General features: G+C 52.2%; 15 protein-coding genes. 10 read left to right on the forward strand and 5 right to left on the reverse strand.

The window, feature by feature from the left end; all coding sequences use genetic code 11:
• Positions 1-44: 44 nt before the first annotated feature.
• Entirely contained in the window at positions 45-1,019 is a 975-nt protein-coding gene (gene hemB / locus ACWWFX_RS09565) for a porphobilinogen synthase (RefSeq protein WP_473223688.1), read from the reverse strand.
• Positions 1,020-1,569: 550 nt separating this feature from the next.
• Between hemB and ACWWFX_RS09570 the strand changes: the two genes are divergently transcribed.
• Positions 1,570-4,485: an autotransporter outer membrane beta-barrel domain-containing protein gene (locus tag ACWWFX_RS09570; protein ID WP_473223689.1), complete on the forward strand. Its 2,916-nt coding sequence runs from the start codon at positions 1,570-1,572 to the stop codon at positions 4,483-4,485.
• A 99-nt stretch (positions 4,486-4,584) separates the two neighbouring features.
• The gene (locus tag ACWWFX_RS09575) at positions 4,585-5,211 is read left to right on the forward strand and encodes a helix-turn-helix domain-containing protein (RefSeq protein WP_456147249.1); all 627 of its coding nucleotides are present in this window, start codon (positions 4,585-4,587) and stop codon (positions 5,209-5,211) included.
• On the opposite strand, the gene ampH is transcribed toward ACWWFX_RS09575, so the two are convergent.
• The gene (ampH, locus tag ACWWFX_RS09580; protein WP_276222647.1) at positions 5,208-6,365 is read right to left on the reverse strand and encodes a D-alanyl-D-alanine-carboxypeptidase/endopeptidase AmpH; all 1,158 of its coding nucleotides are present in this window, start codon (positions 6,363-6,365) and stop codon (positions 5,208-5,210) included. The genes ACWWFX_RS09575 and ampH overlap by 4 nt on opposite strands.
• Positions 6,366-6,803: 438 nt before the next feature.
• On the opposite strand from ampH, the gene sbmA reads away from it, so the two are divergent.
• Complete coding sequence (gene sbmA, locus ACWWFX_RS09585; protein ID WP_276222645.1) at positions 6,804-8,024, forward strand: peptide antibiotic transporter SbmA; 1,221 nt, start codon at positions 6,804-6,806, stop codon at positions 8,022-8,024.
• 18 nt (positions 8,025-8,042) lie between these two features.
• On the forward strand, positions 8,043-9,143 hold the full coding sequence (locus ACWWFX_RS09590) for a DUF1615 domain-containing protein (RefSeq protein ID WP_473223690.1): 1,101 nt from the start codon (positions 8,043-8,045) through the stop codon (positions 9,141-9,143).
• A 2-nt stretch (positions 9,144-9,145) separates the two neighbouring features.
• Here ACWWFX_RS09590 and ACWWFX_RS09595 read toward each other — a convergent pair whose 3' ends face one another.
• Complete coding sequence (locus ACWWFX_RS09595) at positions 9,146-9,448, reverse strand: DUF2755 family protein (RefSeq protein WP_015965649.1); 303 nt, start codon at positions 9,446-9,448, stop codon at positions 9,146-9,148.
• A gap of 241 nt (positions 9,449-9,689) precedes the next feature.
• Here ACWWFX_RS09595 and ACWWFX_RS09600 point away from each other — a divergent pair, with 241 nt between their 5' ends.
• Positions 9,690-9,911, forward strand: coding sequence for a DUF2754 domain-containing protein (locus ACWWFX_RS09600; protein ID WP_456147252.1), 222 nt, complete (start codon positions 9,690-9,692; stop codon positions 9,909-9,911).
• Between the two features lie 7 nt (positions 9,912-9,918).
• Here ACWWFX_RS09600 and ddlA read toward each other — a convergent pair whose 3' ends face one another.
• A complete protein-coding gene (gene ddlA, locus ACWWFX_RS09605; protein WP_276222639.1) occupies positions 9,919-11,013 on the reverse strand; it encodes a D-alanine--D-alanine ligase in 1,095 nt (364 codons plus the stop codon).
• Between the two features lie 99 nt (positions 11,014-11,112).
• On the opposite strand from ddlA, the gene ACWWFX_RS09610 reads away from it, so the two are divergent.
• The 5 genes from ACWWFX_RS09610 to idnR all read left to right on the forward strand — a co-directional run bounded on the left by ACWWFX_RS09610 (position 11,113) and on the right by idnR (position 16,577).
• Positions 11,113-11,796 (forward strand): extensin-like domain-containing protein, encoded by a 684-nt coding sequence (locus tag ACWWFX_RS09610; protein WP_473223691.1) that lies wholly within the window; start codon positions 11,113-11,115, stop codon positions 11,794-11,796.
• A 168-nt stretch (positions 11,797-11,964) separates the two neighbouring features.
• Positions 11,965-13,209, forward strand: coding sequence for a multidrug efflux MFS transporter (locus tag ACWWFX_RS09615; RefSeq protein WP_276222636.1), 1,245 nt, complete (start codon positions 11,965-11,967; stop codon positions 13,207-13,209).
• A 196-nt stretch (positions 13,210-13,405) separates the two neighbouring features.
• Entirely contained in the window at positions 13,406-14,170 is a 765-nt protein-coding gene (gene idnO, locus ACWWFX_RS09620) for a gluconate 5-dehydrogenase (protein ID WP_276222633.1), read from the forward strand.
• Positions 14,171-14,216: 46 nt separating this feature from the next.
• Positions 14,217-15,506: an MFS transporter gene (locus tag ACWWFX_RS09625; RefSeq protein WP_473223692.1), complete on the forward strand. Its 1,290-nt coding sequence runs from the start codon at positions 14,217-14,219 to the stop codon at positions 15,504-15,506.
• A 78-nt stretch (positions 15,507-15,584) separates the two neighbouring features.
• Positions 15,585-16,577, forward strand: coding sequence for a DNA-binding transcriptional regulator IdnR (gene idnR / locus ACWWFX_RS09630; RefSeq protein ID WP_149462173.1), 993 nt, complete (start codon positions 15,585-15,587; stop codon positions 16,575-16,577).
• Positions 16,578-16,601: 24 nt separating this feature from the next.
• On the opposite strand, the gene ACWWFX_RS09635 is transcribed toward idnR, so the two are convergent.
• Positions 16,602-17,909 (reverse strand): ABC transporter substrate-binding protein, encoded by a 1,308-nt coding sequence (locus ACWWFX_RS09635; protein ID WP_473223693.1) that lies wholly within the window; start codon positions 17,907-17,909, stop codon positions 16,602-16,604.
• Between the last annotated feature and the right edge of the window lie 174 nt (positions 17,910-18,083).

An 18,083-nucleotide genomic window follows, 5' to 3' on the forward strand; every position in this document is an offset into this window, starting at 1 on the left:
CTCTCCCTGGAGGGAGAGGGTTAGGGTGAGGGTGAAAGCACCCACTAGCGCAGAATTTTCTTCTCAGCCAAATCCAGCGCAAAGTAGCTAAAGATAAGATCCGCGCCCGCGCGCTTAATCGCACCCAGACTTTCCAGCACCACTTTCTCTTCATCAATCGCACCCGCCTGGGCGGCGAATTTGATCATCGCGTACTCACCGCTCACCTGATACGCGCCAATTGGCAGCTCAGTGCGTTCGCGGATATCGCGCAGAATATCCAGATATGGGCCTGCCGGTTTCACCATCAGGCAATCCGCACCCTGTGCTTCATCCAGCAGCGACTCGCGAATCGCTTCGCGGCGGTTCATCGGGTTCATCTGATAGGTTTTACGGTCGCCTTTCAGTGCCGTGCCCGCAGCTTCGCGGAACGGGCCGTAGAATGAGGATGCAAACTTGGTGGAGTAGGACATGATCGCGGTATCGGTAAACCCGGCAGCGTCCAGCGCCTGACGAATTGCCTGTACCTGACCATCCATTGCCGCAGAAGGCGCGATGAAGTCGGCACCCGCCGCCGCAGCGACAACGGCTTGTTTACCCAGATTCAGCAGGGTTGCATCGTTATCCACGCCGTGATCGCACAGCACGCCGCAGTGGCCGTGAGAGGTATATTCACAGAAGCAGGTGTCGGACATGACAATCATATCCGGCACCGCGTCTTTACAGATACGCGACATGCGCGCCACGAGGCCGTCTTCCTTCCAGGCATCGCTGCCGGTCGCGTCGGTGTGGTGTGAAATGCCGAAGGTCATTACCGAGCGGATACCCGCATTCGCAATACGCTCGATTTCGCGGGCGAGATGTTTCTCCGGAATGCGCATCACGCCAGGCATGGCGTCGATGGCCTTGTAGTCGTTGATCTCTTCTTCAACAAAGATCGGCAACACCAGGTCGTTTAAGCTCAGTGTTGTCTCTTCAAACATAGCCCGCAGCGCAGGTGAGCGGCGCAGACGGCGTGGGCGAGTGATTAAATCGGTCATGATTTGCCTGATGTTTGTGGAACATGCATCCATTGTAACCGAATCACCATCGTGATGTTTTACTAAAGTTGTGCTTATAAAGGAGGAGAGCGGCGCAGGGGCGATGAAGAAAGTTTCAGGGAATTCTTAAATTATTGCCAATGATGAATTGAATGACGTTTTAATTGTTTTTATATATAACTATGTTTTTAATTATCGCCTCAACCATAGATGCTGATTTTATTTTTAAGGGTGGTTTGTTTTTTGTATTTATTCTATAAATTTGATAAATGGTTTTTTCAAATTTCGAAGATGAATATTTTATTTTGTTTAGTGGTTTTTTTATGTTTTTATTAGAAAATTGAATTGTTGTTACTTGTTGATATTATTGGATTTATTGTTGTTTTTGGCGAGCGGTTATCACTCAATTAAGTTGTCCGAATACAGACATTAAGTAAAGATTAATTGAACCTTTTATCCTGTGCATCGCATAATTACACCCGCAACAATACTCATATTGCATTGTTAATTGATGGACCAACGAATATACGTCCCTGAGGAGGGATGACAAATGCACTCCTGGAAAAAGAAACTTGTAGTATCACAATTAGCATTGGCTTGCACTTTGGCAATCGCCTCTCAGGCAAATGCTACCGCATATGACACTTTTGGGTTCCATGATGATGCGCTGACTCCGTACAGCGAATTCAATGACTGGACCTCTTTAGATCACGACTATGTTTCCTACAGCGGTTATGTTTATAACAATGCTGCAGAAGGTAATTACGACACCACCTTCAACGGTGATACTGTAAATGGCGTAATCTCTACTTATTATCTGAATCGCGATTACACCGATGCTGCTAATACTCTGAGCCTTTCTAACACAACCGTTCACGGTATGATCACTTCTTACCGTCCGGGCCACTTTGATAATCTCGTCGATGGATTGCCTAGTGCCAACAGCACCTTCTACACCTGGGGTGAAGCAGTTGCACATGATTGGGTTGATGGCGATACCTTCACTCTGAATGTCGCTAATACGACCATCGATGATGATTACGAAGGTCTGTATTATACCGATACTTGGGTTGATGCAGATGGCAAAGCCTACGATAACTTCCCATACGAAGGTAAATACGATACTGCTGGCTTTGGTACCGCAGTTACTCTGAATGTGGAAAGTGATATCAACATCACTGCTAACTCCCACGTTGCGGGTATTACCATGATTCAGGGTGATACTACTCACTCTGATGTAACTTATGATGGCTCTCACCAGTGGGATAACAACATCAAAGTTACTGATTCAACTGTAACTTCTGGTTCATTGACCGACCTCGAAGATGAAGGTCACTTTGGTGATTCCGGTGAGCCGAGCGATTACGGTAGTACTGCTGATGTAGGTATTAATAATGATGCTGCATTAGTCTTCTCTGACAACGCTGGTTCTGACTACCGTATGGTCAACAATGTTGAGTTTGATAACTCCACATTGATGGGCGATGTGTACTTTGACAGCACCTTCAATAACAACTTCGATAAGAATGGCCACCTGGTTGATAACTCTACAACCGTGTATACCAACGCAGGTTGGGCAGATGACGATCAGAACGTTGATCACCTGACGCTGACTCTGGATCACAGCAAATGGGTCGGTGCTGCATGGATCGATTACGAACAAGTTGTTCCTGCTAATTTCTATGATGTTGCAGCAAACAGCCTGACACCGAGCCATTCTTCAACTGATTATTGGGGACGTGTTAACTCAGCTGATACATTCCAAAGCGGCATCTTTGATGTTGTGCTGAATAACGGTTCTGAGTGGGATACGACTAAAAAATCTCGCATTGACAGCCTGACTGTTAATAGCGGTTCTCAGGTGAATGTATCTAGTTCAGAACTAACTTCCGATACCATTGCGCTGAACAACGGTTCTTCCATGAATATCGGTGAAGGTGGTTATGTTGATACCGATCATCTGACCATTAACACATACAGTACCGTTAATCTGGATGCTTCTACCGGTTGGTCTACTGATGCAGCTCTGAACGCTAACACTATCACCGTGACTAATGGTGGTGTACTGGATGTGAATGTTGATCAGTATGATGCTAATCCATTCCATACCAATACGTTGGAATTGACCAGTGGTGATCGTGCTGACAACAACGGCAACGTATACTCTGGTGTATTCGATATCCATAGCAGCGACTATGTGCTGAATGCTGACCTGGTCAACGATCGTACTAACGATACCAGCAAAGCAAACTATGGTTACGGTACTATCGCTATGAACTCTGACGGTCACCTGACTGTTAATGGTAATGGCGATATCAACAACGCTGACGAGATGGATAACAGTGCTGTTGACAACGTAGCTGCTGCAACCGGTAACTACAAAGTTCGTATCGACAACGCTACGGGTAAAGGTTCTATCGCAGACTACAAAGGCAACGAGCTGGTTTATGTCAACGACAAAAACAGCACCGCGACCTTCTCTGCTGCCAACAAAGCTGACCTGGGTGCATACACCTATCAGGCACAGCAAGTGGGCAACACTGTTGTTCTGCAACAGACTGAGCTGACCGATTACGCAAACATGGCGCTGAGCATCCCGTCTGCAAACACCAACATCTGGAACATGCAGCAGGATACCCTGAACAATCGCCTGAACACCTCTCGTCACGGCTTTGAAGACAATGGCGGCGCATGGGTGAGCTACTTCGGTGGCAACTTCAACGGCGACAACGGCACCATCAACTATGACCAGGACGTCAACGGCATCATGGTCGGTGTTGATAGCAAAATCGACGGTAACAACGCTAAATGGATCGTCGGTGCTGCGGCTGCCTTCGCGAAAGGCGACATGAATGACCGTACTGGTCAGGTGGATCAAGACAGCCAGTCTGCCTACGTCTACTCTTCTGCTCGCTTCGCGAACAACATCTTTGTTGATGGCAACTTAAGCTACAGCCGCTTCAACAACGACCTGAGCGCAACCATGAGCAATGGCGACTATGTTGATGGCGACACTACTGCCGATGCATGGGGCTTTGGCTTGAAACTGGGCTACGACTGGAAAATCAACGACGCTGGCTACGTAACTCCGTACGGCGCAATTTCTGGTCTGTTCCAGTCTGGCGATAGCTACAGCCTGAGCAACAGCATGGATGTCGGTGGTCAGGACTACGACAGCCTGCGTTATGAACTGGGCGTTGATGCTGGTTACACCTTCAACTACGGTGACCAGGCTCTGACTCCTTACTTCAAACTGGCTTATGTGTATGACGATTCCAACAACCACAACGACGTCAACGGCGACAGCATTGACAACGGTGTTGAAGGTTCCGCAGTACGCGTAGGCGTGGGCAGCCAGTTCAGCTTCACCAAAAACTTCAGCGCTTACACCGGTGTTAACTACCTCGGCGGCGGCGATGTTGATCAGGATTGGGGCGCAAACGCGGGTGTTAAATACACCTGGTAATGGCTCTTCGGTAAATGGGGAAGGTGACTTCCCTGTTTAACTGAACGTTACTCATGCCCGTCATTACTATGGCGGGCATTTTTACATGGATGGTAGAAAATGCCTGCATTGAGTAAACCACTGAGCGAATTTGTTACTCTTGATAAGCACTTATCTCCTCGCAGTATCCATTTTGATTTACCGGCTGGCGCTATTATCCTGCCGGAAGATAAAAAGACGGAAAACCATACTCTCGTTTTAACGCAAGGCTCGGTCTCTATCCGACGAAACCCCGGCAATATTATGTTCGGAATGTCGCAAAGCCCGGCTATTTTTGGCCTGGTCGGGGCCATCATGAAAATTCAACAGGATTACACGCTCACCACCGAAAGCGATTGTCGCGGGTACTACTTGCCTGTGCAGGACACGCTGCATTGCCTGACGCGCTATCAATTGTGGCGTGAAGCACTCTACTGGGTGACATGGCAGCATCGCATGCTGGAAGTGCGTGATGCGCAGCTTATTGGCTCCAGCAATTATCAACAAATCCGCAGCACGCTGCTGGTGATGGCAAAGTGGAACGATAATCTGCGTGCCAGAGTGGGCGTGATGAAGTTTATCCAGCACAGAACGAATATTTCGCGCTCGGTCATTGCCGAAGTCCTCTCGGCTCTGCGTCAGGGAAATTATATCCAGATGGAAAAGGGCAAACTCGTCAGCATCACGCGTTTGCCCTACGACTATTAAGAGCCTGGAACAGCCAGCGGCTGATTGCCGCTCAGTTCCGTAACCAGATTATTGATACCGTCGCTCATATTGACGAATCGGGTAAGTGGAGAACGGGTGACTACAACAAATGCGCCCACGTTTTCCTGCGGAATCATTGCCATATAGGTAATGAAACCACCGCCGCCGCCCGTTTTCTGAATAATCCCTGGGCGACCATTTTTCGGCGACATATAGACCCATCCCAGACCCAGCGCATCTGCTTTGCCTGGCACATCCATACCCACTACTCGGGTGAGCTGATTGCGCTGATAAATCAGCGTCTGCATCCGATCCGCCTGATTACTACGATGATAGAAATCAGAAGAGAGATACTGCTGCATCCAGCGCATCATATCGCCAGGCGTGGAATAAACCCCGCCGCTACCGACGGCAGCCAGCGTATTGTTACACGGACTGGCGCCTTTCTCGGCCACCATCAAACGACGGCACTGATCTGGCGACGGCGTAAAGGTGGTGTCTTTCATGCCCAACGGGCGACTGATTTGCTCTTCAAACAGCTGTGAATAAGGTTTCCCGGCAGCATTGCCCAGCGCATCGGCCAGCAGATCGAAAGCCAGGTTAGAGTAGCTGGCTTGGGTACCGGGCGCGGTTTTCAGCGTCGCGTTATTGAGATAAGACCAGCGTTGTGACTGGGTCGGCCAGACAAACACCGGGCGATGCGCCGCGCCGCCCGGCTGCTCGCGCGGCAGCGCGCTGGTGTGCGTGGCGAGGTTCACCAGGCGAATCGGTGAGCCCTGATAAGTTGGCACATGCGCGCCCGGCGGAGCATATTTGCTTAACGGATCGTCAAGCTTCACCACGCCCTGGTCGAGCAATTTCACCAGCATCTCGCTGGTCATCAGCTTGGTCAGCGACGCAATACGAATCACTGAATCTAACTGTGGATGCACGTTGTTGCCCGGCCGGGTTTCGCCAAAGCTGCGGAATACGCGCTGGTTGCCATCGATAACCACCAGTGCCATCCCCGTAGCGCCGCTGCCGTAGAAGATATGGTTAGCGTAGCGGTCGACAATATCGGAAGCAAAAACGGGATCGGCGATCGGCTGAGCCGCCTGGACCGATGTCAATGACGCCACGCAGAGCGCGGCAGAAAAAAGCAGACTACGTTTCAACGAAGGCATCCATAAATGAAATGGGGGAACAGTGCGTATTTATACTACTTACACCGTGAATCGGCACCTGAGAAAGCGCCATTAAACGCTATCATAGCGGGAAAAACGTAACGGTGAGTAACCGTGGATATGAAACTTTGTATTGAAGACACACTTTTGTGATCCGTCGCGTATGATAGATAAGATGAATATTCCATTTGTGTCGCTGAATACGGTTAAAACGTGAGTCAAACCTTCCTGGAGACCGCGTTACAACTGAAATATCGTTAAGGCGATTTTGCACCTTTTACCGGCGAACTAAGCGCCTGTTTATCGGTCTCATTGTGCGGTTATCTTTCGTTTTTACGTGGTATCCCTTTGGTTGCAGCGCATGCTGCGACAGGACTTGTGTTGTACACAGCAAACGCCAGAACCATAAGAAGTTAGCAGGAGAGCACTATGTTTAAGTCTTTTTTCCCTAAGCCGGGGCCCTTTTTTCTCTCGGCATTTATTTGGGCGTTGATTGCCGTCATTTTCTGGCAAGCGGGTGGAGGAAGCTGGCTGCTGAATCTGGTTCATGCATCGAAGGATGTCCCGATTAGCGCAGCCCGCTTCTGGTCGCTGAACTATCTGGTTTTCTACGCGTTCTACGCCGTTTGCGTCGGGCTTTTCGCGCTCTACTGGTTTGTGCGCAGCCCACATCGCTGGCAATACTGGTCGGTACTGGGTACCGCGCTGATTATTTTCGTCACCTGGTTTTTGGTGGAAGTGGGCGTGGCGGTCAACGCCTGGTATGCCCCATTCTGGGACCTCATCCAGCAGGCGCTTACCTCGCCCAATAAAGTCTCTATCAACCAGCTCTATCACGAAGTCGGTATTTTCCTTGGCATCGCCCTGATTGCGGTCACCGTCGGCGTGCTTAATAACTTCTTTGTCAGCCACTACGTCTTCCGCTGGCGTACAGCGATGAACGAACACTATATGGCGCACTGGGATCACCTGCGTCATATTGAAGGGGCTGCGCAGCGTGTGCAGGAAGACACCATGCGTTTTGCCTCCACGCTTGAAGACATGGGCACCAGCTTTATCAACGCCATCATGACGCTAATTGCCTTCCTGCCGGTGCTGGTTACGCTCTCGGCCCACGTGCCGACGCTACCCATTCTGGGCAGCATTCCCTATGGTCTGGTGATTGCCGCGATCATCTGGTCGCTGATGGGCACCGGGCTGCTGGCGATTGTCGGTATCAAACTGCCAGGTCTGGAATTTAAAAACCAGCGTGTGGAAGCGGCGTACCGTAAAGAGCTGGTCTACGGCGAAGATGACGAAGCCCGCGCCACGCCGCCAACCGTGCGCGAACTGTTCAGCGCCGTGCGTCGCAACTACTTCCGTCTCTATTTCCACTATATGTATTTCAACATTGCCCGTATCCTGTATCTTCAGGTCGATAACGTTTTCGGTTTATTCCTGTTGTTCCCCTCGATTGCGGCTGGTGCAATCACGCTGGGCCTGATGCAGCAGATCCTCAACGTATTCGGTCAGGTGCGCGGTTCGTTCCAGTATCTGATTAGCTCCTGGACGACGCTGGTGGAATTGATGTCCATCTACAAACGTCTGCGCAGCTTCGAGCACCAGTTGGATGACAAAGATCTCCAGGAAGTGACCCACACATTCAGTTAATTTCTACAAGGAAGCACGATGACGCCAGTATCACGTTATGTCTCACTCCCGTTAACGTTGCTGGCGGGGCTGGTATTAAGCGCCTGTACCAGTCAACAGACGCCAACGTTGAAGAAAGGGGAGAAGCCCGTTGACGTGGCGTCGGTGGTGCGGCAAAAAATACCGGCCAGCGTAAAGGACCGGGAAGCCTGGGCGCAGGCGCTGGCAAAAACCTTTGAAAGCCAAAAGCTGGCACCGACAAAAGAGAATATCTGTTCGGTGCTGGCGGTGGCGCAGCAGGAATCCAACTATCAGGCGGACCCGGCGGTGCCAGGGTTGAGTAAAATCGCCTGGCAGGAAATTGACCGCCGTGCCGAGCGTATGCACATACCGACGTTCCTCGTGCATACCGCTCTGAAAATTACCTCGCCTAACGGCAAAAGCTACAGCGAGCGGCTGGATAACGTGAAAACGGAAAAACAGCTGAGCGCGATTTTTGATGACTTTATTAACATCGTACCAATGGGGCAGACGCTGTTTGGCTCGCTGAACCCGGTACATACCGGCGGCCCGATGCAAGTGAGCATTGCCTTTGCCGAGGCGCACACGCGTGGTTACCCGTGGAAAATGGACGGCACCGTACGTCAGGAAGTCTTCAGCCTGCGCGGTGGGCTGTGGTTTGGCACGTACCATCTGCTGAACTATCCGGCCAATTACACGGCCCCAATTTACCGATTCGCAGACTTTAACGCAGGCTGGTATGCCAGCCGTAACGCGGCATTCCAGTATGCGGTCAGTAAAGCGACCGGCGTTAAGCTGGCGCTGGACGGCGATTTAATCCGCTATGATAGCGATGACGCGGGGAAGACCGAGCTGGCGGTGCGCAAACTGGCAGGCAAACTTTCGCTGAGTGATGACGAAATCCATCGCCAGTTGAAGAAGGGTGACAGCCTGGCATTTGAAGAAACCGAGCTCTACAAGGGCGTGTATAAAATAGCGCAGCAGAAAACCGGCAAAACGCTGGTGAAAGAGATGTTACCTGGGATTCAGTTAGAGAGCCCGAAGATCACGCGCAATCTCACCACGGCGTGGTTTGCGAAGCGCGTCGACGATCGTCGGGCGAAGTGTATGGCGAACTAAGATTAGCGCTGGCGACGCCAGCGCATCACGAGCGCCACGAAGCCTAGAATCGCACAGCCGCCCAGGAACGGCACCAGACCAAACAGGGTTCCGACGGCCAGCCCCATTTCTACACGCGGGCGGCCCGTATCCTGCATTTGCATCAAATGCTCGTAAACCCCAGGCGCATGCACCAGCAGGTTTAGCAACTGTGCACCAGCCCAAAAGCAGAGCAGAACGAACACCGCATAGGCGACGTTGCCCGGCGCAGAAGATGCGCTTTTTTTCCCATTCAGGATGAGCTTCGACAAGGCGAAATCTGTCATAAAGACCTCCCGGACTTCATTACATGACCGTGACACTGGCATGAGTGTGACAGCCTTCCTCGCAGGGCAGTATAAGAATTATGGTAATTTCGGTTAAGGATTAGTCCTGGATTACCGGGAGTCGTGCGGCGATCACAAATCTCGAATGTAAACATTTTGCTAACATTAAATAATTGCTGTTCACACCACAGACCCATGACCGGGGATATGCGAAGATGATTTTTTTATCTCCGGAGCCGTTATGAAGCTGCCTACAAAAATTCGCCGTGACTGGCACTACTATGCGTTCGCTATTGGTCTGATTTTTATTCTTAACGGCGTAGTTGGCTTGCTGGGTTTTGAAGCTAAAGGCTGGCAAACCTACGCGGTTGGGATGGTGACGTGGGTGATTAGCTTCTGGCTGGCGGGGTTAATTATTCGCCGCCGCCCGGAGGGCGACGGCGTGGAAGAGGGGGCGAACTAACCCTTTCTTACATTGTCGTTTTGAGGGCGCTATCGGCCTGATGGCGCTCCAGTGCCAGTTCGATTAAACGTGTGATCAGCGAGGTGTAATCCAGCCCGCTCGCCTGCCACAGTTTTGGATACATGCTGATGTTGGTGAAACCCGGTAGCGTATTGATTTCGTTGATCACAACTTCATTCTCCGCCGTCAGGAACACATCGACACGCGCCATCCCGCTGCAACCCAGCGTCTGATACGCCTGCACCGCCACATCGCGGATTTTGTCGTTGATCTCTGCCGGAATCGCCGCCGGAACGACCACTTTCGCGCCATTATCATCAATGTATTTGGTATCGTAGGCGTAAAATTCGCTGTTCAGTACAATTTCGCCACAGGTGCTGGCCTGCGGTTCATCATTGCCCAGCACTGCGCATTCGATCTCGCGGCCTTTAATACCCTGCTCAACCACCACTTTATGGTCAAACTCAAATGCCAGCGCCACGGCCTGTTGATATTGCGCTTCGCTGTTAACCTTGCTGACGCCAACGGAGGAACCCTGATTGGCGGGTTTTACAAACAGCGGCAGGCCCAGCTTCGCTTCCACTTCCGCAAACGAGATACGGTTACGGTTGCTGCGCGTCAGGGTAATAAATGGCGCGATGGCCAGCCCGGCGTCGCGCAACAGGCGCTTGGTGACGTCTTTGTCCATGCAGGCGGCAGAACTCAGCACATCTGAACCCACAAACGGCAGATTCGCCACGCGCAGCATACCCTGAAGGGAGCCATCTTCGCCGAGCGTGCCGTGAACAATCGGGAAAATGACGTCAATGGCGCCCAGCGGTTGGCCGCTTTCTGCGTTGATCAACTGCTGCGAGGTTTTCCCTGGAATTTGCGCCAGCGTCACATCAGAGTGGCGAAGGGCGATTTTTGCCGGGTCCTGCGCATTCAGCAAATAGTTTTGCGCATCATTAATGTGCCACTGACCCTGCTTATCAATGCCCAGCAGTACTACGTCAAAGCGTGTTTTATCAATGGCTTCAACGATATTCTTAGCCGACTGCAGCGACACTTCGTGCTCTGCTGATTTCCCGCCGAAAACAATCCCAACCCGCAACTTCGCCATCTTTAATTCCATCCGTTCCAAACGCAAAACACATAACATACCACGTGATTTCCGGGCTATCTGCCATAATCTTTAACTTTATTGCAGGCAGGAGAGCCGATGAAAATCACGCGCTGGCTGGTATTTGCGGGACTTATCGCTATTGGCTATGGTGGCTATCAGATGCTGCCATCCTGGTACAATCCATTTACGCCATTAATGCTTAACGATCCGCCCGGTCTGGTGACGCGCTGGAAGCTCAAAGCGATAACGGATGCGCAGTGTCAGACGCTGCTGGCCGAGGCAAATCAGCAACATCTTATCAGTACGCAGAGCGTGGCGCCGAGCGGCGGCGCATGTCCGCTCACGGATGTGGTACAGGTGCGTGATTTTGGCACGGTGAAACTCAGCAATCGCTTTCTCGCCAGTTGCCGCCTGGCGCTGAGCAGCGCGTTGTATGTGGAACAGCAGGTGAAGCCACTTTCCCGCCAAATGCTGAACAGTGAAGTGACGCGCATTGACCATCTGGGGAGTTTTGCCTGCCGCAATATTTATCATCGCGCCGACGGCCCGCTGAGCGAACATGCCACGGCAAATGCGCTGGATATCAGCGGCTTTCGTCTGGAGAATGGTAAACAGGTTAGCGTGCTGAAAGACTGGACGCAGCCGCAGACTCAACCGTTCCTGCAAACGCTGCTGGCGATTAGCTGCCAGTATTACGGTAATGGGCTTGGGCCCAGCTACAACGCGGCGCACGCCAATCATTTTCATCTCGGTATGCGCGGCTACGGGCTTTGTCGCTAAGCATAACTCTCTTTTTGCTGGAAATTAAAACGTGAGATCGTTCACAGAAAATAGCAAATCAATGATAAAACCCTAAACTCACCGCGAACGCATCTCTGACAATACCGACTGCCATACAACTTGCTACCCTGTGCACTTGTCCGCATAAGTGAACGAAAACGCGTAGTTATGGAATCCTGGAAGGTAAATCTCATCTCTGTCTGGTTCGGCTGCTTCTTTACCGGCCTCGCCATCAGTCAAATTCTGCCCTTTTTGCCGCTCTACGTGGCGCAGCTGGGCGTCACGTCTCATGAATCACTCTCGATGTGGTCAGGGCTAACGTTCAGTATCACTTTTCTGGTTTCGGCGATTGTCTCGCCCATGTGGGGCAGCCTGGCGGATCGCAAAGGGCGCAAATTGATGCTCCTGCGCGCGTCGTTAGGGATGGCGATTGCCATTTTGCTGCAAGCCTTTGCCACCAACGTCTGGCAGCTGTTTATTCTGCGCGGTGTGATGGGGCTGACGTCGGGGTATATCCCGAACGCGATGGCGCTGGTGGCCTCGCAGGTGCCGCGCGAGCGCAGCGGCTGGGCGTTGAGTACGCTCTCTACCGCGCAGATCAGCGGCGTCATCGGCGGGCCTCTGCTCGGCGGTTTCCTCGCGGATCACATGGGTCTGCGGATGGTCTTTTACATCACCGCGTTTTTGCTGATGATTAGCTTCCTCGTCACCCTGTTTTTAATCAAAGAGGGCGTGCGTCCGCAAATCAGCAAATCAGAGCGGCTGAGCGGGAAGGCGGTATTTGCTTCGCTGCCGTATCCGGGGCTGGTGATCAGCCTGTTTGTCACCACCATGGTGATCCAACTGTGTAACGGATCGATTGGCCCGATTCTGGCGTTGTTTATTAAATCGATGACGCCGGACAGTAACAACATCGCTTTCCTGAGCGGGATGATCGCCGCCGTACCGGGCGTCTCGGCGCTGATCTCCGCGCCACGGCTTGGCAAGCTGGGCGACCGTATCGGTACGGCGCGTATTCTATTGGCGACGCTGTGCTTTGCGGTGGTGCTGTTCTTCGCCATGTCGTTTGTTACCACACCGTTCCAGCTTGGCGTGCTGCGCTTCCTGCTCGGCTTTGCCGATGGCGCGATGCTTCCGGCAGTCCAGACGCTGCTGCTGAAGTACATCAGCGAACGCGTGACCGGGCGAATTTTCGGCTACAACCAGTCGTTTATGTATTTGGGCAATGTTGCCGGGCCGCTGATCGGGGCGTCTGTTTCTGCCATGGCGGGCTTCCGCTGGGTGTTTGTGGCGACAGCGATTATTGTGCTGATTAATATCTGGCAACTGGTGGTGATGCTGCGACGCAGTAAAACCAACCCTCACCCCGGCCCTCTCCCTGAGGGAGAGGGTGAAAAACAGCGTCATATGTAAGCCCAGGCACGGCCAGTTCCTTCTCCCTTGAGGGAGAGGGTTAGGGTTAGGGGGAAAAATGCGACTCCCTCACCCTCATTTCACATAAATGTTCCCTCGATCACAAAACGATCATTTTCCCCACAAGCGATCTTCTCAAAACAACTGTTACGCGTATACAGTTACGCGTAACAGTTCATGTGCAAGAGGTTTTTTTATGGGTAATTTGTTTGATTTATCGGGTAAACGCGCGCTGGTAACCGGTTCAGCGCAGGGGATTGGCTTGCTGCTGGCTCGCGGCCTGGCCGAACACGGCGCGGAGGTGGTGATTAATGACATCACCCAGCAACGCGCCACGCAGGCGGCGGATGCCCTGACGGCTGAGGGATTCCGCGCAGTGGGTTACGGTTTTGATGTCACTCATGCGCAGGAGGTCGCCAAAGCTATCGACAACATCGAACAGGAGGTGGGCGCAATTGATATTCTGATTAATAACGCCGGTATTCAGCGACGTTATCCCTTCACTGAATTCCCGGAAGCCGAATGGGATAAAGTGATCGACGTTAACCAAAAATCCGTGTTTTTGGTTTCCCAGCAGGTGGCGAAATATATGATGCAGCGCCGACAGGGGAAAATAATTAATATCTGCTCGATGCAAAGCGAACTAGGCCGCAAAACAATTACGCCTTACGCTGCCTCAAAAGGTGCGGTCAAAATGTTAACCCGTGGAATGTGTGTCGAGCTGGCGGAATACAATATTCAGGTTAACGGTATTGCGCCGGGATATTTTGCTACCGACATGACCGCCACGCTGGTTAACGACGAAGCCTTTTCCGCCTGGCTCTACCAGCGTACGCCCGCTGCCCGCTGGGGAAAACCAGAGGAACTGATTGGCGCGGCAGTTTATCTCGCGGCGCCTGCCTCTAATTTTGTAAATGGTCATATTCTGTTTGTCGATGGCGGAATGTTAGCCGCCGTGTAACAACATAAAATAACGATAGATGATGCTCATCGTCTGAGGATTGAGTATGAAAACACTTAGCAAACTGCCAGTACGCCGCTGGTGGTATTTAATGCCGATTATTTTTATTACCTACAGCCTGGCGTATCTCGATCGCGCGAATTATGGTTTTGCCGCCGCCGCCGGAATTGAAAATGATTTAGGGATCACCAAAGGGACCGCATCGTTAATTGGCGCGCTGTTCTTCCTCGGTTATTTCTTTTTCCAGGTGCCGGGCGCAATGTATGCGGTAAAACGCAGCGTGCGGAAAATGATTTTTTTCAGCCTGATATTATGGGGCTTCTGCGCGGCAGCTACCGGCTTCGTCAGTAATATTCCTACATTGATGGCGATTCGCTTTACCCTGGGTATTGTCGAAGCGGCCGTTATGCCCGCCATGCTTATCTACATCAGCAACTGGTTTACCAAAAGCGAGCGTTCACGCGCCAATACTTTCCTGATTCTCGGCAACCCGGTGACGGTGCTGTGGATGTCGATTGTCTCTGGCTATCTGATTCAGGCCTGGGGCTGGCGTGAAATGTTTATTATCGAAGGCATTCCCGCCGTGTTATGGGCTTTCTGCTGGTGGGTGCTGGTGCGCGATAAACCGTCAGAGGCCACCTGGCTCAGTGAGGAAGAAAAACAGACGCTTCAGCAGGCAATGGACAGCGAACAAACCACCATCAAGCCCGTGCGTAACTACGGTGAAGCGATGCGTTCCCGCAATGTGATTATGCTGTGTGCCGTGCACGCGCTGTGGAGTATCGGCGTCTACGGCTTCATGATGTGGATGCCGTCGATTCTGAAAAATGCGGCGCAAATGGACATTGTCTCCGTTGGCTGGCTGGCCGCAGTGCCTTATCTGGCGGCAATTTGCCTGATGCTGGTGGTTTCATGGCTCTCCGATAAACTGCAAAACCGTAAGCTGTTTATCTGGCCTTTGCTGCTGATTGCGGGCGTCGCGTTCTTCGGGTCGTGGATGTTGGGCACGCAGGCGTTCTGGCTCTCCTATGCGTTGCTGGTAATTGCCGCAGCCTGTATGTACGCACCTTACGGGCCGTTCTTCGCGTTGATACCGGAACTGCTGCCACGCAACGTCTCGGGCGTGTCGATGGGGTTAATCAACAGCTTTGGCGCGTTGGGTGCTTTTATCGGCGCGTGGCTGGTGGGTTATCTCAACGGCATCACCGGCGGGCCTGGCGCGTCTTACACCTTTATGGCGACCGCGCTGTTTGCGTCAGTGGTACTGATGTACTGCGTGCGCGCGCCTGGCGAAACGACACGCGGCGCGCTGCAAACGAACAAGGCCGCCAGCTAAACGGGCTGGATGCAGATCCTGCCCGGCTGTGATAAGGTTCTCTGCGAGCAAAACAGACATTTTGTCGCAGAGAACCTCATGAAAAACAATCGGATGACATTGCAGGATATCGCTAACCTCGCGGGGCTAAATAAGATGACGGTCAGCCGTTATCTGCGCGACCCTAATCAGGTGTCTGCGCGTAGCCGTGAATTGATTTCGAAAATCATGGAAGAGAACAACTACATTCCCAATCGCGCGCCGGAAATTTTGCTCAATGCGCGCAGTAAAACGATCGGCGTTTTGATCCCTTCGTTCCGTAATCAGATCTTCGCCGATGTGCTGGCGGGGATCGAGTCCGTGACCTCTGCGCATCAATACCAAACGCTGATCGCCAACTACGAATACGACCCTTGTCGTGAAGAGCGGGAAGTGCTGAATCTGCTTTCGTATAACATCGATGGCCTGATCCTCACGGGCCGCCAGCATACGGACAGAATGGTGCAGTACCTGCGCGCCAGCGGTATTCCGGTGGCGGAGTTAATGGACGTTTCCGGGCAACCGCTCGATATTCAGGTCGGCTTTGATAATGAAAAAGCCGCCTGGGAGATGACCACCGCGTTTCTCGACAGCGGCAAGCGACAGATCGCCTTCTTTGGCTCAATGGATGACCCGCGCGATCTCAGTCGATATCGCGGCACGCAAAATGCGCTGGCGGCGCACGGCCTGGAGCCCTACCACCTGGCGCCGAAAACCATCTCTTCGGTTTCACTGGGGCGTCAAATGTTTCAGCAAATGCGCCAGCAGCGCCCGGATATTGACGCGGTATTCTGCACCAATGATGACCTGGCGGTCGGCGTGCTGCTGGAGTGCCAGGCGCAGAATATCAGCGTGCCGGGCGAGCTGGCGATCGCCGGTTTCCATGGGCTGGAAATAGGGCGCGCGCGCCTGCAAAAAGTCGCCAGTGTGGTTACGCCGCGCTTCGAGATTGGCCAGGTGGCCAGCGAATTGCTACTCAAACGACTGGCGGGCAAAGATGTGCCGGAAAGCGTGAATGTGGGCTATCAGATTTATTACGGCGATACGCTGTGATAACCTCCGCCGCCGGTAAAACCGCTATTCCGCCCACGCATTCTGGCGCTTCAGTTCCTCATTGACCTTGCCGTTAATCTCCTTCAATAATCCCGAAATATCGCTATTACAGTCGGCGTAAATTTTGTTAAATCCATCTGCCGTTATCTGGCGCACCGGGATCCAGTTCGGAATTTGCGGCATATAGCGTCCATCCTTCGCATAGGTTTCCGCGAATACTGCCCATTTCGGATCGGGATGATAATCCGCGATCGCCAGCTTCTTATTCACCGGCAGTCTGACGACCGGCATGGAGCTACTTTGCACCGCCATGCCAATTTCCTGCCCCTCGGGTGAGATCATAAATTCGAGAAACTTCATTGCTGCCGCTTTGTGCTGGCTGGTTTTCATCAGGAATGCGGTGGTACCTTCCGCCATTGATGTCGTACCACCCGGCCCGGCTGGCGGGGGCACTACTGTGTAAGCCGCTTTGCCCGGATCTTTATCAAACAGGGCGATGTGATACGGGCCAGAGGAGTACATTCCGCTCTGACCGGAACGATAGGACGTATTGGCGTCGGCGGTGGTCTGATTGATTGCGCCCGGTTGCGATAGGCCTTCACAAACCATGCTGCGCATAAATGTCATCGCCGTGACGGCCTCTTTACTGTCGAGCGCGGCTTTAAATTTACCGGGCTGAGTCGCCACCAGATAATTGCCGCCCGCCTGCCAGAGGTAAGAAGAGGAGAACGAACTGGCGTAGCCGCGCGTGGTGGCGAGCGGCATCACAAAGCCGTAGGTGTCGTTTTTCCCGTTGCCATCGGGGTCGTTGAAAGTAAACGCGTGCGCGACTTTTTTCAGCTCATCCCAGGTGGTCGGGGCTTTCATACCGAGTTTATCCAACCAGTCCTGGCGGATAAACAGGGCATAGGTATGTGCTGAGGTGGGGACGCCGTAAAATTTACCATCAGGCAGCTGCGTTGATTTCCAGGCTGCCTCGTAAACATCTGCGCCGTGTTTCAGTTTTTTCGGGTCGATTTCATCGACTATTCCCAGTTGCACCATTTGCCCAACAATAATGGCATCGTTAAATACGACGTCCGGTAATGCATTTCCGGTTGCCGCGCGCGCCAATCGTTGGTCGAAATCAGTTACTGCATTGAAATATTTAATTGAAATGCCGGTCTGTTGTTCGAAACTATCCGCCAGTTTTTGATAAATGACTTTCGAATCATTGCTGGCACGAATCCACACGTTAAGTTCTTCCGCGACGGCAGTGTGTGAAAGTGAAAATAACATAGCCAGGCTCAGTGCTTTGGTACGGTATCGCATAATAAGACTCCTGTTCTGCATTAAAGTAAAACATCGTTTTATATAGTGCGGCGCGATACCGTATAGCGGCAAGTGGGCGTGAAAGGCGGGAAAGTGTGACGCGCATAGGATTATTTCCAGAAAGTGTGATCCTGAATGTTTATTTCGTTTTGATGACAGCCTAAGCGGTACGATTTATTTTATTGTTGATAAAGA

This window comes from Pseudocitrobacter sp. 2023LY-00077, assembly GCF_055796175.1.

Bases quoted from the DNA above. Each gene is read 5' to 3' on its own strand.
- ACWWFX_RS09625 (WP_473223692.1), top strand. From the start codon at position 14,217: ATGAAAACACTTAGCAAACTGCCAGTACGCCGCTGGTGGTATTTAATG.
- ACWWFX_RS09600 (WP_456147252.1), top strand. From the start codon at position 9,690: ATGAAGCTGCCTACAAAAATTCGCCGTGACTGGCACTACTATGCGTTC.
- idnR (WP_149462173.1), top strand. From the start codon at position 15,585: ATGAAAAACAATCGGATGACATTGCAGGATATCGCTAACCTCGCGGGG.
- ACWWFX_RS09575 (WP_456147249.1), top strand. From the start codon at position 4,585: ATGCCTGCATTGAGTAAACCACTGAGCGAATTTGTTACTCTTGATAAG.
- idnO (WP_276222633.1), top strand. From the start codon at position 13,406: ATGGGTAATTTGTTTGATTTATCGGGTAAACGCGCGCTGGTAACCGGT.
- ACWWFX_RS09610 (WP_473223691.1), top strand. From the start codon at position 11,113: ATGAAAATCACGCGCTGGCTGGTATTTGCGGGACTTATCGCTATTGGC.
- ddlA (WP_276222639.1), bottom strand. From the start codon at position 11,013: ATGGCGAAGTTGCGGGTTGGGATTGTTTTCGGCGGGAAATCAGCAGAG.
- sbmA (WP_276222645.1), top strand. From the start codon at position 6,804: ATGTTTAAGTCTTTTTTCCCTAAGCCGGGGCCCTTTTTTCTCTCGGCA.
- ACWWFX_RS09595 (WP_015965649.1), bottom strand. From the start codon at position 9,448: ATGACAGATTTCGCCTTGTCGAAGCTCATCCTGAATGGGAAAAAAAGC.
- hemB (WP_473223688.1), bottom strand. From the start codon at position 1,019: ATGACCGATTTAATCACTCGCCCACGCCGTCTGCGCCGCTCACCTGCG.
- ACWWFX_RS09635 (WP_473223693.1), bottom strand. From the start codon at position 17,909: ATGCAGAACAGGAGTCTTATTATGCGATACCGTACCAAAGCACTGAGC.
- ACWWFX_RS09590 (WP_473223690.1), top strand. From the start codon at position 8,043: ATGACGCCAGTATCACGTTATGTCTCACTCCCGTTAACGTTGCTGGCG.
- ACWWFX_RS09570 (WP_473223689.1), top strand. From the start codon at position 1,570: ATGCACTCCTGGAAAAAGAAACTTGTAGTATCACAATTAGCATTGGCT.
- ACWWFX_RS09615 (WP_276222636.1), top strand. From the start codon at position 11,965: ATGGAATCCTGGAAGGTAAATCTCATCTCTGTCTGGTTCGGCTGCTTC.